Genomic DNA, 13,615 nt, shown 5'->3' on the forward strand with positions numbered 1-13,615 from the left:
CCGCCGGGCGCTGTCCGTCCCGGTCGCAGCTAAGACCGGCCAGCCCCCCGCAGTCGTGACGAACACCGCGAAAAATTCTGATCGCGACGGAACGTCGGCCCGGAGCGCAGGGGGCGGGCGTCCACCACGGCGCTCAACGGATCTGGTCGGTGGGCCGGATGAGGATCTCGTTGACCGCGACGTGCGCGGGCTGGGTGATCGCGTACACGACGGCCTCGGCGATGTCGCCCGGCCGCAGCGTGCGCATGGAGGAGGCCATCTCCTGGGCGGCCGCCCGCATCGCGGGGTCGGAGATGTGCCCGGACAACTCGGTGGCCACGAATCCGGGTTCGACGACCACGACGCGCACGCCCTGGGCGGTGACCTCCTGCCGCAGCGACTCGGCGAAGGCGGTGATGCCGAACTTCGTCGCGGAGTAGACGCCGTTGCCCGCGGACGCGATCCGGCCCGAGGTCGAGGAGACCTGGACGACCGTCCCCTTTTTCTCCAGCAGGTACGGCAGCGCCGCGTGGACCGTGTACATCGACCCCAGCAGGTTGGTGTCGACCATGCGCGTCCATTCCGAGACGTCGGCGCCCAGGAGAGGGCCGGCGAGCATCAGCCCGGCGTTGTTCACCAGGATGTCCAGGGCGCCGAAGCGCCCGACGGTCGCCGCCACCGCGGCTCGTACCGAGCTCTGGTCGGTCACGTCCAGGTCGAGGGTCAGCATCTCGCCGGGCGCCTTGCGGGCCAGGGACTCCAGCCGGTCGACGCGCCGGGCTCCGGCCGCGACGAGTGCCCCCTCTGTGGAGAGGGCGAGCGCGGTGGCTTCCCCGATGCCCGACGACGCTCCGGTGATGAGGGCGACCTTCCCGTCCAGCAGGTTCATGTTCTTCCTTTCGGCAGCAAACGGACCGTGCGGTCACCTTTACTCTAACGCCGAAACGGACCATGCGGTCACTTTGGCTAGACTGGCCGCATGACCGGGACGACGCCACGCAGCGACGCGGTGCGCAACCGCCGGCTGCTGCTGGAGGCCGGAGCCAGGACGTTCGCCGAGCGTGGGGTCGGGGTGTCCATCGCGGAGATCGCGCAGTGCGCCGGGCTGGGAAAGGGCACCGTCTTCCGGCACTTCTCCTCCAAGGAGGAACTGCTCGCGGCGATCATGCTCGGCATGCTGGACGAGTTGGTGGACACCGCCACCACGTTGCTCACAGCTGACGATGCCGGCGGCGCGCTGCGCGAATTCATGACCGAGAGCGTGCAGATCTTCGTCAGGGACCGCGCCTTCTGTGAGGTCGTCGGGCGGCCGTCCATACAGCTCCCGCAGGTACGTGAGGCGATCGACCGCCTCTGCGAAGCCGCGGAAACGCTCACCGCCCGCGCCCGGGAGCAGGGCGCCGTGCGCCCGGACCTCACCGGCGTCGACGTCATACTCCTGCTCAGCGGCATCAAGCACACCGCGGAGCCGCTGCTCGCCGCCGAGCCGCAGGCCTGGCGCCGATATCTCGAACTGGCCTTCGACGGCATCAGCAGCCGGGCGGGGCAGGCGCTGCCGTACCCTCCGCCCGGCCACCTGCCTCTGGACGGCCCCCGCCCCGGGTGATCGTCACACCTTCGGAGTAACCCGGTCCGGTCCTTCAAGGTCGGCGTCGTAGGCGTCCTTGCCCGGTGGAACGTCCGGAGTCACACCAGGTCACTCGATGACCACAGGTCGCAGGCGTACAGACACCGCGAAGGCCACGGCGATGACCACCATGCCGATGCCGGCCCACAGATTGGCGTTCACGTCACCGGTCTTGGCTCGATCCGACGCCGAGTCCACGACGAGACCCATGATGATCAGCACGATGCCGTAGAACCCGATCAAACCCGCGATGAACACGCGCACGTCGAAGGCCCCGACCCTGCGCGGTCCAGCATGTTCGCCGCCGGTGGCGGCCCGTTCGTCTGTCATGTGCCGGTTCCTTTCAGGACGGTCATCTGAAGATCACGTTGAGCGCGGTGACGAGCACGAGGGAGATGCCCGCGAGCTTCACCGGCGCGCGGTACCAGGGCAACCGGCTCGCCGCCGGATCGGTGCGCTGTTGCCTGGGCGTCTCCGACAGGACGAGCCCTCCGAGCTCGCTCGCCGGCTTGGGCGAGGTCATCAGGCTGACCAGGACGCTGACGGTGATGTCGACGACGAAGGCCGCGCCCGCGGCCACGAACGCCGCCCCCTGACCGGGCAGGGAGAAGACGCCCACCTCGTTGAGCAACCAAACGGTCACCGCGCCCAGCGTCCCGGACACCAGCCCCACCCAGCCGGCGGTCGCGGTCATCCGCTTCCAGAAGATGCCCAGGATGAAGGTGGCGAACAGCGGAGCGTTGAAGAAGCCGAACAGCGTCTGGAGATAGGTCATCAGGTTGCCGTAGCCGGCGGCGATGAAGGCGGTGCCGATGGCCAGGCCCGTCGCACCGACCGTGGCCCACCGGCCGACTTTCAGGTAGTAACCGTCGGAGCGGCCCTTCTTCACGTACTGCTGCCACAGGTCGTAGCTGAAGACGGTGTTGAAGGCGGAGATGTTGGCCGCCATGCCGGCCATGAACGCGGCGAGCAGACCCGTCAGGGCGATGCCGAGCAGCCCTGTGGGGAGCACGTCGCGGATGAGCAGCAGGATCGAGTCGTTGTAGGTGATCCCGGCGGCCTGGTCGCCCGCCTTGAGCCGCATCACCTCGGGCACCAGGACTCCGGCGATCATCCCGGGGATCACGACGATGAAGGGGATGAACATCTTCGGGAACGACGCGATGATCGGCGTACTGCGTGCCGCGGACATCGATTTGGTGGCCATCGCGCGCTGGACCTCGACGAAGTTGGTCGTCCAGTAGCCGAAGGAGAGCACGAAGCCGAGGCCGAAGACGATGCCGACGACGGACAGGACCGAGTTGCCGAACCCGGCCAGTTCGTTGCCCGGCCACGAGTTGAGCTGTTCCGCACCGCCGCCGACGGATGTCCGCACCTTGTCGATCAGCCCGTCCACGCCTCCGACGCGGTGCAGCCCGATGAGGGTGAGCGGCAGCAGCGCGGCAACGATGACGAAGAACTGCAGGACCTCGTTGTAGATGGCCGCGGACAGGCCGCCGAGGGTGATGTAGCTGAGGACGATCGCGGCGGCCAGGAGCAGGGCTACCCACAGCGGCCAGCCGAGCAGGCCGTTCACGACGGTGGCCAGGAGGAACAGGTTGATCCCCGCGATGAGGATCTGGGCCAGGGCGAAGCTGATCGCGTTCACCAGGTGCGCGCCGGGCCCGAAGCGGCGGCGCATGAACTCGGGGACGCTGCGCACCTTGGACCCGTAGTAGAAGGGCATCATGACGACGCCCAGGAAGAGCATGGCCGGGATGGCGCCGATCCAGTAGTAGTGCATGGTCGGCATGCCGTATTCAGCCCCGTTGGCCGACATGCCGATGATTTCGACAGCGCCGAGGTTGGCTGAGATGAACGCCAGCCCGGTGATCCAGGCGGGCAGCGACCGCCCGGACAGGAGGAAGTCGAGACTGCTGGAGACCCTCCGGCGGGCCGCCACTCCGATCAGCAGGACCACGGCGAAGTAGACGAAGATCAGCAGGTAGTCGACGATCCCGGCGCCGATCCTCAGCGGGTCGTCCACCGGGACTCCTCCGGCAGATGCGCGACGCACACGGCGTCGAGGAGGTGCCTGCTCATCGTGTGCCCCTGTCGTCTGTGTACTCGAAAGTGGGTCCGGCCCCGCCGGGCATCTCCATCAGTGCCTGCGCCTGCCTCTTGAGCGTGAACATGGTGCTGGTGGCGTCCGCGAGCTGCTTCGGGCTCCCGTTGAATGCCTGCTCCAGCAGTTGCAGGAGATCGCGATAGGTGCGGTTGAACTCCTCCTGCGCGGTTCGGGTCGCACTTCCCGGCGCGGCGGGTCGCGGATTGCGGCTCATCGGGCGCACCCCCGCCAGGTCCACGGAGATCTTCTCTCCGGTGGGCCCTGACTCCGAGGTGTCGCCTCGCCGGTAGCGGCGACCGAGTTTCAGCTCCTGGAAGCGGTAGTAGTGGGCGACCTCATCGCGCTCCGGGTGGAAGACGTCGTGCTCGCCGTCCCAGATCGAGCCGCCGGCCGCACCTTCGCCCTGCTCGACGATCTCCTTCAGCGCGCCCAGGGCGGACTCGAGATCCTCGACCGCGAACAGTGATCCGCCGGTGTGCCGGAAGTGGGCGCCGCTGATCTGGCGGGCCGGATCGCCGCTGAAGACGGCCTCCTCGCCGAGTTGGTCGCACAGGTACCTGAGTCCCTGCTCGATCGCCGCGTAGAACTGCCCGATCGTCGCGTAGCGGTCGCCCTCCGGCGGCGCGCCCGGCGGAGCGGGCCGTTCGAGACGCAGAAACATCTCCAGCGCTTCGGCCCCGAACGCGACCAGCGACACCTCGAAGGAAGGGTCACCGTGCGGCAGCCTTCGCGGGTACGGCGTGAGCATCTCCGGCGTGTCCAGCAGCGGTCGTCCGCCGACGGCGTTGAGCAGGTTCGCGGCCAGCGCCAGGTGCAGCATCTCCTCGACGAAGACGCTGCCCACCACCTGGGCCGCCTCAGGGTTGCGCTCGGGATCCAGCGAGTAGAGCGCGGTCAGGTACGGCGGCAGCGTCGCGTGCTCCAGCTCGATCGCCCACTGAAGGTGCTCGCGCAGGCTGTCGAGCGTGCCGATCCGCGGCGTCGCTTCCTGCGGATTCTCGTGCGTCATCGGCGTCATGCCCCGGTGCTCCTGCGGCGGGCGCGGCGGCTCGCGCGCGGCCTCGGTTCGTTGCCCGTCACCACGAACCCCTTTCTGACTGCCGGGCGACCCGTTTGCCACCCGATCGCCAGCTAGGACAAAACAGCCTTCAGGGGTTGTGACAACCCCGGAGAAGTTCCCTCGCACCGTCCGCTGGCGGTCAGACACTCACGCCTTCGTGCGATGTGTACGGCGCTGCGGCGAGAGGACATTCGACGACATGAACATCACGTACCTCGATGCCCCTTGCCTCCATGTGCGCGGAACACAGCCGCCCGTCCCCGCCGGTCACGTCGACGGCTGCGAGGACTGCCAGAAGTCAGGCGGCCGCTGGGTGGAACTGCGCGAGTGCCTGACCTGCGGCTACGTCGGCTGCTGTGACACCTCTCCCGGTCGGCACGCCGCCGCGCACTGGGCCGAGACCACTCACCCGGCGACCGCCTCGCTGGAGCCGGGCGACCGGTGGGGCTGGTGCTACGCCGACCGGCGCTATCTCAGGTCGGTACGGCGGAGCCGCCGGATCATCGCGTGACGGAGTCGTGTTCGAGGACCAGCCGGGTGAGTTCGACCCGTGAGCTGATCCCGAGTTTGGCGAAGGCGTGCCACAGGTGGGTGCTGACGGTGTGCGGCGACAGGTAGAGCTGGTCGGCGACCTGCTTGTTGGTGGCGCCGCCCGCGACCAGCCTGACGATCTGCAGTTCGGAGGCGGTGAGGCTGTCCCAGCCCGCGGTGGGCCTGCTGGGGGCGTCGCGTGACCGTCGCTGCCCCAGGCCCCTGAGGCGGTCACGCACGCGGGAGGCGTCGTGTTCCGCCTCGGCCTGCTCGTAGAGGCGCAGGGCCGCGTCCAGCTCGACGACCGTGCCCGTGTCCTCCAGAGCTCCCGCCAGCACGAGCGGCCGGGGGATGTCGTGGTACAGCTCTATGGCGCGGGCCAGCAGACCGGCGTCGCCGTCCACAAGGGCGCGGGCGTGCACGGCCGTGGCCTCGTAGATCGGAACGCCGGGGTTCTCGCGGTGGCGGGTCTCGGCGAACTCGGTGACCAGGGACGCGCGGGCATGGTCACCGGCCCTCAGCGCCATCCTGACGAGGACGGGCTCGTCGGCCGGGTCGGGCGGGGAAGCCAGCGACGAGGTCGGGCGATGGTAGGAAGCCACGGCCTCGCCGGTCAGGTCCATGGCCAGGGCGAGGTCGCCCTCGTCTGCGGCGATCTGCGCGGCGAGCCACGCTCCCGACCGCCGTACATGTCCGGCCTCGGTCTCCATGATGGACGCGGCGAACTCCCGGGCGCGTGCCAGGTCCTGCGGGTCGCCGGTGTGCAGGGCTACGCGGCCCAGCACGTAGCGGGTCGAGACGTCGTCGAAATTGCCCCGGCCGAATTCGTCGGACATGGTCAGGACGGCCTCGGCTTCGGCGCGCGCGTCGCTGAGCCGGCCCGCGTCCAGGTAGATCCGGCAGCGGGCCATACCGAGCATCCTCAGCATGCCGGCCTGTCCGTGATGCTGTGCCCGGCGTACGCCGTCATCCGCCTGGGCAAGCGCTTCCTCCACCCGCCCCAGCGTGGTGAGCAGCAGAGCTCTCCAGACGCCGGGCAGCCACAGCCCTCCGGAGCTGACGTCGCCCGCCGCGGCGACCGCCTGGTCGATGAGGTCGACCGCACGGCGGGCGGCGAGCCGGCGGTTGGCGATGATCGAGCCCACGCCCAGCAGCGTGGCCCGCGACGCCTGGTCGGCCGCCTGATCCGCGGTGGCCAGCGCGGCCGGGATCAGGTCTTCCGCCTCGGCGGTCTCATCTGCGTCGATGAAGGCGAGGTTGAAGGCCAGCATGGCCATCAACTGGGCACGGATGCGGGGCGGCAGCCCCGGCAGGGCCACTCCGGCGCGGCTGTGTCGTACGGCCTCGCTGAAGGAACGCCGGTTGGCCTCGATCGCCAGGCCCAGCCTGATGCCCGCCTCGACCTCGACGGGCAGCGGCCGGAGCAGCGCGCTCTCGGCCAGTGCGACGGCTTCGCCCGCGTGGCCCGTCTGGGAGAACAGCGGCAGAGCCTCGGCGATGAGGCCCGCCTCCCCCAAGGGGTCCAGGGCGGACAGCTCGATCGCGCGGCGGCTCATCTGCACGGCGGCCGACGGTGCGACGTCCGCCAGGTCGCGGGCGGCCTGGCGGAGCAGCGTGATGGCGGCGCGGTCGCCGGGCTCGGCGGTCTCGGCCAGGTCGGCGGCGATCCGCGCGACCGGGACGCCCTGAGCGAGCCGCAGGTCGACGGCCTGGCGGCGGAGCGCCTTGCGCAGGGTCGCGGGCAGGGCCGCCTGGATCGACTCACGGATCAGATCGTGGCTGAAGACCAGCGCGCTGTCGCGTTCGACCAGAAGATCCGCCGACAGCAGTTCCTCCAGCGATTCCAGCAGCGTGACGGCGGATTCTCCGATGAGTTCGGCGAGCTGGTCGATGGAGACGGTCCTGCCCAGGACCGAGGCGATCTGCGCGGCCTTCCTGGCCAGCGGGGAGACCTGCTCCAGGCGGTGCTGAACCGAGGCGTGGAACCGCAGCGGCACGCGCTGCCGGGTCAGCCGGGCGACACCGTCGGCGACAGTGACCCCTCCCTCGTCGAGCATGCCGTTGATCAGCTCGGTGAGCAGCAGCGGGCGTCCCTCGGCCCGCTGCGCGAGCTGCAGAATGGCGCCGTCGGGAGTGGCCGCGAGCAGGTCGCCGGTCATCGCGGCGACCGCCTTGCCACCCAAGGGGGCGAGCGTGAGCTGCTGCCCTCCGGGTTGGGCCAGTGCGAAGATCGTGGCGCGGACGTCGGGGCTGAGCGGCCCGGTCCGCGCGGCGAGGATCCAGGCGATGGGATGCAGGGACAGCCGACGCGGCAGGGTGCGCAGGGCCAGCAGGGTGCCCTCGTCGCACCACTGCAGGTCGTCGATGACGATCACCAGCGGCGCGGCCAGAGCGGCGCGCTCCAGGTGCTCGAGAAGCTCCTGCAGGAACCAGTACGTCCCCGGAGCCGCCTGGGCCGTGCCGGCCGGGATGATCTGGTCGGAGCCGGAGTGCAGTGCGCCGAGCAGGGCGCCGAAGGGGATGGTCTGCCCGTCCGGGTCGCCGCCGCCGTGGATGACGCGCAGCCCCGCCTCCTCGGCCATCTGCCGCGCCTCGGTGAGCATGCGGGTCTTGCCGATGCCAGGACTGCCCTGGATGAGGGTCGTCGTGCCCCGGCCGCGGGTCAGCGCGGCCAGATGGGTACGCAGGGCGGCGACCTCGGACTGCCGCCCGCGCAGCCGGTACCGTCCGTACTCGGCCGAGGCGCCGATCTTCGATTCACGTGCGTTCACGTTGCCCTCTGTTCGGTGACGTCAATGGCGGATGCCGCGGCGGGTCGTCGACGGTGAGGCTCGCTGCCAGGTCAGAGCCGACGACGGCCACCCGGTGCCCTCTCCGGAGCGCTTCACGGCGACGTGCCGCCCCGTGCCGCGTGCGGCTCCCGTGACGAACCAGACGGCCATACGTGTCCACCCGAGGTCGGCCTCCTCCGGCGGGAGGCGGTGTGGACCACGGTGTCAGTTCTGTGTGGTGCGATACATCGCACGAACATGCGATGTCTCATTCGGCTGCTTCGAGCTCCTTGAGCACCTCGGCGGCCTTGTCGCCGTCGCCCTCCTCCTCGTAGAGCCGCGCCGCCTCGGCCAGCGCATGGCGGGCCTCCACGATCCGGCCCGCGCACCGCAGCGCGGTGCCCAGCCTGTGCTGGGTGAGCGCCACCGAGAAGGGCAGCGGGTGGACGCTCAGCTGTGGCATGGCCTGCTGGTAGGCCTCGACCGCCTCTTCCCAGCGCTGGAGCGTCAGGTAGGTGGTGCCGAGATGGCCCAGGGCGGCCCCGAGCATGTAGGTGGTGACGATCGGGAACCCGCCGAAAGCGGGATCACGGAGTTCGGCCACCAGCGCGAGGTTGCGCTCCAAGGCGTCCTCCGGGCGGCCGGCCCGGCGCAGGGCGTGGACCTCGGCGAGCACGGCCTGGGGGTAGTTCTTCAGATCGCCGCCCCGCAGGGCTAGGCGGGCGCCCTGGCGGGCGTGCTCCAGCTCCTGCTCCAGTCTCGCCGGATCGCTGCGCAGAGCCCAGGCGAGGTGGACCAGAGCCACTCCCTGCTGAGGGAGGTCGCCGACCTCGCGGGCCAGTTCCAGCGCTCGCGAGGCGAAGGTCTCCGCGTCCTTCGTCCGGCCTTCGCACACGTACATCGTCCAGGCCAGCTGGTTGAGCTGCGCCGCTTCCTCCCGCCGGTCGCCGGTGGCCCGGGCCGCTTCGGTGGACAGCGTGAACACCTCGGCCCAGTGCCCCCACTTGGGCCACTGGTCCGGGAACCCCTTCATGGATCCGGCCACCTCGACCACTGTCGTGTGCTCTCCGCGTCGTGCCGCCGAGCGCAGCGCCTCCAACCAGGCCGCGCCTTCCGCCTGCAGCCAGGCGCGTGCCTCGGCCCGGCTGTCGAGCGCGACGAGGGAACGCCGCTCTGGCGGCAGCGTGCCGTGCTCGGGCTCGAACCAGCGCCCGGCGGCCACCGCCACCTCCAGGAGCCAGCTCTCCATCCGTGAGCGCGACGCCTCCCGCTCCTGGGCCGGCTCCTCCTGCTCCAGCCGGGCACGGGCATAAAGCCGGACGAGGTCGTGGAAGCGGTAGCGGCCCGCGTACGGGGAGCTGAGCAGCCCCAGGTCGACCAGTTCCTCCAGTGCGTCCTCGGCGTCGTCCACGTCGAGCTGGGTCAGGACGGCGGTCATCGGGATGCCGAAATCGGACCCCACGGCCAGCGCGAGCCGCCGGAAGGTCTGCCGGGCGGCGGGGGTGAGCTGCTCGTAGGACAGCGCGAAGGCGGCGGCGACGTGCAGGCCCCCGGCTGCCAGCGCGTCCAGGCGGTGATCCTCGTCGGCGAGCCGGCCGGTGAGCTGCCTGATCGTCCAGCCCGGACGGCTCTGCAGCCGGTTGCCCGCGATGCGTATGGCCAGCGGCAGATGGCCGCACAACCGGGCGAGTTCGTCGACGGCCTTGAGGTCGGCCATCGAGCGGGCCTCGCCGACGATGGCACGCAGCAGCTCGGCCGCCTCCGGCCCGGCGAGCTGGGTCAGCGGGATCTGGCGCGCCCCCTCCAGCCCGGCCAGCGGACGGCGGCTGGTGATGAGGACCATGCTCGGCCCGTCCCCCGGCAGCAGCGGGCGTACGTGGCTCTCGCTCTCCGCGTTGTCCAGCACGATGAGGCAGCGCCGCTCGCGCAGCAGCGCCCGGTAGTGCCCGGCGCCTTCCTGCTCGTCGGCCGGGATGTTGCGCTCGGCCACGCCCAGCGCCCTGAGCAGCTGCGACAGGCCGTTCGAGCTGGTCAGCGGGATGGCGTCCATGCCGCGCAGGTCGAGGAAGAAGCGGCCGTCGGGGAACAGGTCCGCCAACTGCCCGGCGGCGTGCACGGCCAGCGCGCTCTTGCCCATGCCCGCCGTGCCCGAGATGGTGACGATCGCGGCAGTCTCGTCCGCGCGGGAGCGCCGGGTGGCCAAGTCGCGCAGCACGCCCAGCTCGCGCTCACGACCGGTGAAGTCACCGACACCGCGGGGCAGTTCGCAGATCCCGGCGGTGGAGGGAGCGGCGCGCGGCCGGCCGGCGCGGGCTGCGGCGAGGAGCGCGTCGCGGTCCGCCTGCGACAGCCGCAGCGCCTCGGCGAGCGCGGCGACGGTACGGCCCTGCGGCCCTCGGCTGACGCCGCGTTCCATGTCGCCGATGGCACGCACGCTCACCCCCGAAGCATGCGAGAGCCCCTCGATCGTCAGGTCCGCGGCCAGTCTGTGGGCTCTCAGCAGTGCTCCGAAAGAGTCGCTCACCCCTGCTCGCTTTCCCGGCAGAAGGCAGAATCGGCCACTTCTGCCTGTCGTTCTGCCTCGTCCCACTAAGCCCCGTTTGATTCCATTGTCCTACACGATCTCCGCCTGAAAACGGCACCTCCGGCCGGGCACCACACCACGGAAACGGAACGAGCACATGAGCCTCAACAACGCGGTAGCGGGCTTCTCGGTCCCTTCTGAGCGTCGCTCCGCCGCAGACGCCTTCCCCACGATGCCGCTGCGCGGCCGCGAGCCCGAGCTGTCGTTGCTGCGTGACCGGCTGCACGACCTGCGGCGAGGGCACGGCGGAGCCGTTCTGATCGAGGGGGCGCCGGGGACGGGCAAGTCACGTCTGCTCGCGGAGGTCGCCGATCTGGCCGCGGCCGGCAGTCTGCGCGTCAGGGCAGGCGCCGGCACGCAGGACGGCCATGCCGTACCTTTCGCCCCCCTGCTGGACGCGCTGCTGTCCGGCCCGGCACCCCTCGTGGCGCGCGAGAGGTTGCTGGCGCTCAGCGAGGCGGAGGAACAGCGGTTCTGGCTGCTGCGGGAGCTGCAGCACGAGCTGGAGAGAGCCGCGTCGGCTGCTCCGCTGGTGATACTCATGGACGATCTGCAGTGGTGTGACGCGGCCACCCGCAGCGCCCTTCGCACGCTGCCCACCCGCCTGTCCGGCCGGCCCATCCTGTGGGTGCTGGCCATCCGCGAACAGCATCAGGCCGGTACGGCACGCGCCTGGCCTGCGGAGCGGATCGTGCTGCGACCGCTGTCGACGAAGGCCGTGGCGCTCCTGGCCCAGGACATCCTGCAGGCCGTCGCCGAACCCGTGCTGCTCGAACTCGCCAGGAAGGCCGACGGCCGGCCGCTGCTCCTTGTCGAGTTGCTGAACGGCATGCGCGAGGAAGGCGCCATCCTCGTCCAGGACGGGATGGCGCATCTCACGGCTGCCGAGGGCATCCCCATGCGCTTCCGCTCTTCGATCCGGCAGCGCCTCGACCGGCTCTCGCCGCTGGCCCGCGACAGCATCCGCTTCGCGGCCATGCTGGGCCGCGACGCCGACGTCGACGTCCTGGCCGAACTTCTGCGGTGCTCCCCCGTCGACCTGATGGGCCCGCTGCAGGAGGCTCTGGGCGCCGACCTGCTGACCGACCTCGACGGCCGGCTCGCCCTGCGCAACGATCTGGTCCGCGAGGCCGTACGGAACAGCGTGCCCGCCGCGTTCAAGGACCTCATCCGCCGTCAGGCCGTCGATGTGCGGCTGCGGCGCGGCGCGGCGGCCATGGAAGTGGCCGCCGACCTGGCGGAGGTCGCCCAGCCGGGCGACCACGAAGCCGTCTCGCTGCTGCGCCGGGCCGCCACCGACCTCGCGCCCACCTCCCCCGCCGCCGCGGCCGCCCTGAGCGGCCGAGCTCTGGAACTCGCCCCCTCCGACCACCCCGACCGCCCGGCACTGATCGCCGAGACCGCCGTCCTGCTGTGGCTGACCGGCCACGACGACGAAGCCCGTGCGACGGCTGCCGGCGCCCTGGCCGGGCTGCTGGAACCGGAAGGCGAGGCGCAGGTACGGCTCAGCCTGGCCAGGCTGTCGAGCCAGAGCTCGTTCGCCGAGGCGGTCAGGCAGTGCCGGGTTGCGCTGGCCCTGCCAGGGCTGTCGGAGACGACCCTGGCACACCTGCTCACCCTGCAGGCCCTCTCTCTCGTCGTGGCCGGGGACGTCGAGGAGACCGGTCGCGCCGCCGAGGCGGCGTTGCTCGCCGGCGGCTACTGCGGCAATCGCGCCATCGAGGCCACCGCGATGGCGGTGGAGGCCACGCTCTCGTTCCACCGCACGGACTGGCGGCATGCCTTCGACCGGCAGGACGAGGCGGTACGGCTGGCGACCGACGCGGGCATCCTGCACTCGCCCTGGATCCCCGGGCCGTCCTGGCAGAGCTTCCTGTGGAGCTCGGCGGGCGAACCCCTGCGCGGGCTCGAGGAGATCGACCTCGCCCTGGGAAGAGCGCGGACACACGGACAGGTGGCCGCGGCGCGCATGTGGTCGCTGTACCGCGTCCGTATGCTGCTCGACGCCGGGCGGCTGGCCGGCGCCCGTGCCGAGGCGGAAGCCGCCCTGGCCGAGGGCGCGACGGGAAACACCGCCGACGTGACCGCCCGCTACGCGCTGGGCCGCTCGGCCCTGTACGCGGGTGACCGTCTCGGCATCGCCCAGCTGGCCGCCGACGGCCTGCGCATGACAGGTGACGAGGCTCCCTTCGTCACCAGGGCAGGCTCCTGGATGCTCGCTCTGGTAGCCGACTGCGACGACGACCCGGCACGCGCCCTGGCCCACGCCACGGCGGCGGTCGCGCTGGGCCCGGACGGCGCGACGGGGGCGACCCCCCTGGACGCGGCCGACGACGTGGTGTTCGTCCGCATGGCCCTGCGCGCCGGTGACCGCGAGGCGGCCGTGCGCATGGTCTGCGAGACCGAGGCCCGGGCCGGGCGCAACCCCGGATTTCCGTTCCTGACCGCTGTCGCGGAACACGCCCGCGGACTGCTCGACGACGACGCGGCCCTGCTCTCACGTGCCGCGGAACGGTTCGCCGGCTTCCCCCGGCCGATCGTGCGCGCATCGGCGCTGGAAGACGCCGGCCGTGCGCTGGCGGCCACGGATCGGCGGGCCGCCGTCGCCCGCCTGAAAACGGCATCGGAGCTGTACGAGCAGGCCGGAGCGTTGCGGGACGCGGCCCGGGTGCGGCGGCGGCTGCGCGAGGCCGGGATACGCCGGCGCGGCCGCAAGTCCGGCGCCGCCCACGGCTGGGACGGGCTGACCGCCGCCGAACTGCAGGTGGTCAGGCACGTGGCCCAGGGCGCCACGAACCGGCAGGTCGCGGAGCGGCTGTTCCTGTCGCCGCACACCGTCAACACCCACCTCCGTCATGCCTACACCAAGCTGGACGTCAATTCGCGCGTGGAACTGACCCGGCTGGTCGTGGAGCACGACGGCTGACCCGGTACCCCAACGGAAAGGAAGCGGCGA

9 protein-coding genes are annotated in these 13,615 nt (G+C 71.1%); 3 read left to right on the plus strand and 6 right to left on the minus strand.

Translation table 11 applies throughout. The features are described from left to right. Positions 1-133: 133 nt before the first annotated feature. On the minus strand, positions 134-868 hold the full coding sequence (locus AB0J53_RS02465; RefSeq protein WP_364168016.1) for an SDR family NAD(P)-dependent oxidoreductase: 735 nt from the start codon (positions 866-868) through the stop codon (positions 134-136). 90 nt (positions 869-958) lie between these two features. Here AB0J53_RS02465 and AB0J53_RS02470 point away from each other — a divergent pair, with 90 nt between their 5' ends. Then, entirely contained in the window at positions 959-1,585 is a 627-nt protein-coding gene (locus AB0J53_RS02470) for a helix-turn-helix domain-containing protein (RefSeq protein ID WP_364168018.1), read from the plus strand. A 90-nt stretch (positions 1,586-1,675) separates the two neighbouring features. Here AB0J53_RS02470 and AB0J53_RS02475 read toward each other — a convergent pair whose 3' ends face one another. The 3 genes from AB0J53_RS02475 to AB0J53_RS02485 are packed head-to-tail and all read right to left on the minus strand — an operon-like array spanning position 1,676 to position 4,731. Continuing rightward, positions 1,676-1,936 (minus strand): hypothetical protein, encoded by a 261-nt coding sequence (locus AB0J53_RS02475; RefSeq protein WP_364168019.1) that lies wholly within the window; start codon positions 1,934-1,936, stop codon positions 1,676-1,678. Positions 1,937-1,958: 22 nt separating this feature from the next. Then, positions 1,959-3,632, minus strand: a complete 1,674-nt coding sequence (locus AB0J53_RS02480) for a sodium:solute symporter family protein (protein ID WP_364168021.1) — start codon at positions 3,630-3,632, stop codon at positions 1,959-1,961. Positions 3,633-3,684: 52 nt separating this feature from the next. Beyond that, the gene (locus tag AB0J53_RS02485) at positions 3,685-4,731 is read right to left on the minus strand and encodes a ferritin-like protein (protein ID WP_364168023.1); all 1,047 of its coding nucleotides are present in this window, start codon (positions 4,729-4,731) and stop codon (positions 3,685-3,687) included. Positions 4,732-4,972: 241 nt separating this feature from the next. Between AB0J53_RS02485 and AB0J53_RS02490 the strand changes: the two genes are divergently transcribed. After that, positions 4,973-5,284, plus strand: a complete 312-nt coding sequence (locus tag AB0J53_RS02490) for a UBP-type zinc finger domain-containing protein (protein WP_219499282.1) — start codon at positions 4,973-4,975, stop codon at positions 5,282-5,284. On the opposite strand, the gene AB0J53_RS02495 is transcribed toward AB0J53_RS02490, so the two are convergent. Further along, the gene (locus AB0J53_RS02495) at positions 5,274-8,075 is read right to left on the minus strand and encodes an AAA family ATPase (protein WP_364168025.1); all 2,802 of its coding nucleotides are present in this window, start codon (positions 8,073-8,075) and stop codon (positions 5,274-5,276) included. The two genes, AB0J53_RS02490 and AB0J53_RS02495, sit on opposite strands and share 11 nt — an antisense overlap. Positions 8,076-8,343: 268 nt before the next feature. Further along, on the minus strand, positions 8,344-10,665 hold the full coding sequence (locus AB0J53_RS02500; RefSeq protein WP_364168027.1) for a helix-turn-helix domain-containing protein: 2,322 nt from the start codon (positions 10,663-10,665) through the stop codon (positions 8,344-8,346). A gap of 91 nt (positions 10,666-10,756) precedes the next feature. Between AB0J53_RS02500 and AB0J53_RS02505 the strand changes: the two genes are divergently transcribed. Next, on the plus strand, positions 10,757-13,585 hold the full coding sequence (locus AB0J53_RS02505) for an AAA family ATPase (protein WP_364168029.1): 2,829 nt from the start codon (positions 10,757-10,759) through the stop codon (positions 13,583-13,585). Positions 13,586-13,615: the final 30 nt, after the last annotated feature.

Origin of the sequence: Nonomuraea sp. NPDC049725 (assembly GCF_040674795.1) — a bacterium.
In the GTDB taxonomy this organism is placed as follows: Bacteria; Actinomycetota; Actinomycetes; order Streptosporangiales; family Streptosporangiaceae; genus Nonomuraea; species Nonomuraea ceibae.

Excerpts from the sequence above, each read along its gene's own strand:
- AB0J53_RS02485 (WP_364168023.1), bottom strand. The coding sequence starts at position 4,731 with ATGACGCCGATGACGCACGAGAATCCGCAGGAAGCGACGCCGCGGATC.
- AB0J53_RS02490 (WP_219499282.1), top strand. The coding sequence starts at position 4,973 with ATGAACATCACGTACCTCGATGCCCCTTGCCTCCATGTGCGCGGAACA.
- AB0J53_RS02470 (WP_364168018.1), top strand. The coding sequence starts at position 959 with ATGACCGGGACGACGCCACGCAGCGACGCGGTGCGCAACCGCCGGCTG.
- AB0J53_RS02505 (WP_364168029.1), top strand. The coding sequence starts at position 10,757 with ATGAGCCTCAACAACGCGGTAGCGGGCTTCTCGGTCCCTTCTGAGCGT.
- AB0J53_RS02465 (WP_364168016.1), bottom strand. The coding sequence starts at position 868 with ATGAACCTGCTGGACGGGAAGGTCGCCCTCATCACCGGAGCGTCGTCG.
- AB0J53_RS02475 (WP_364168019.1), bottom strand. The coding sequence starts at position 1,936 with ATGACAGACGAACGGGCCGCCACCGGCGGCGAACATGCTGGACCGCGC.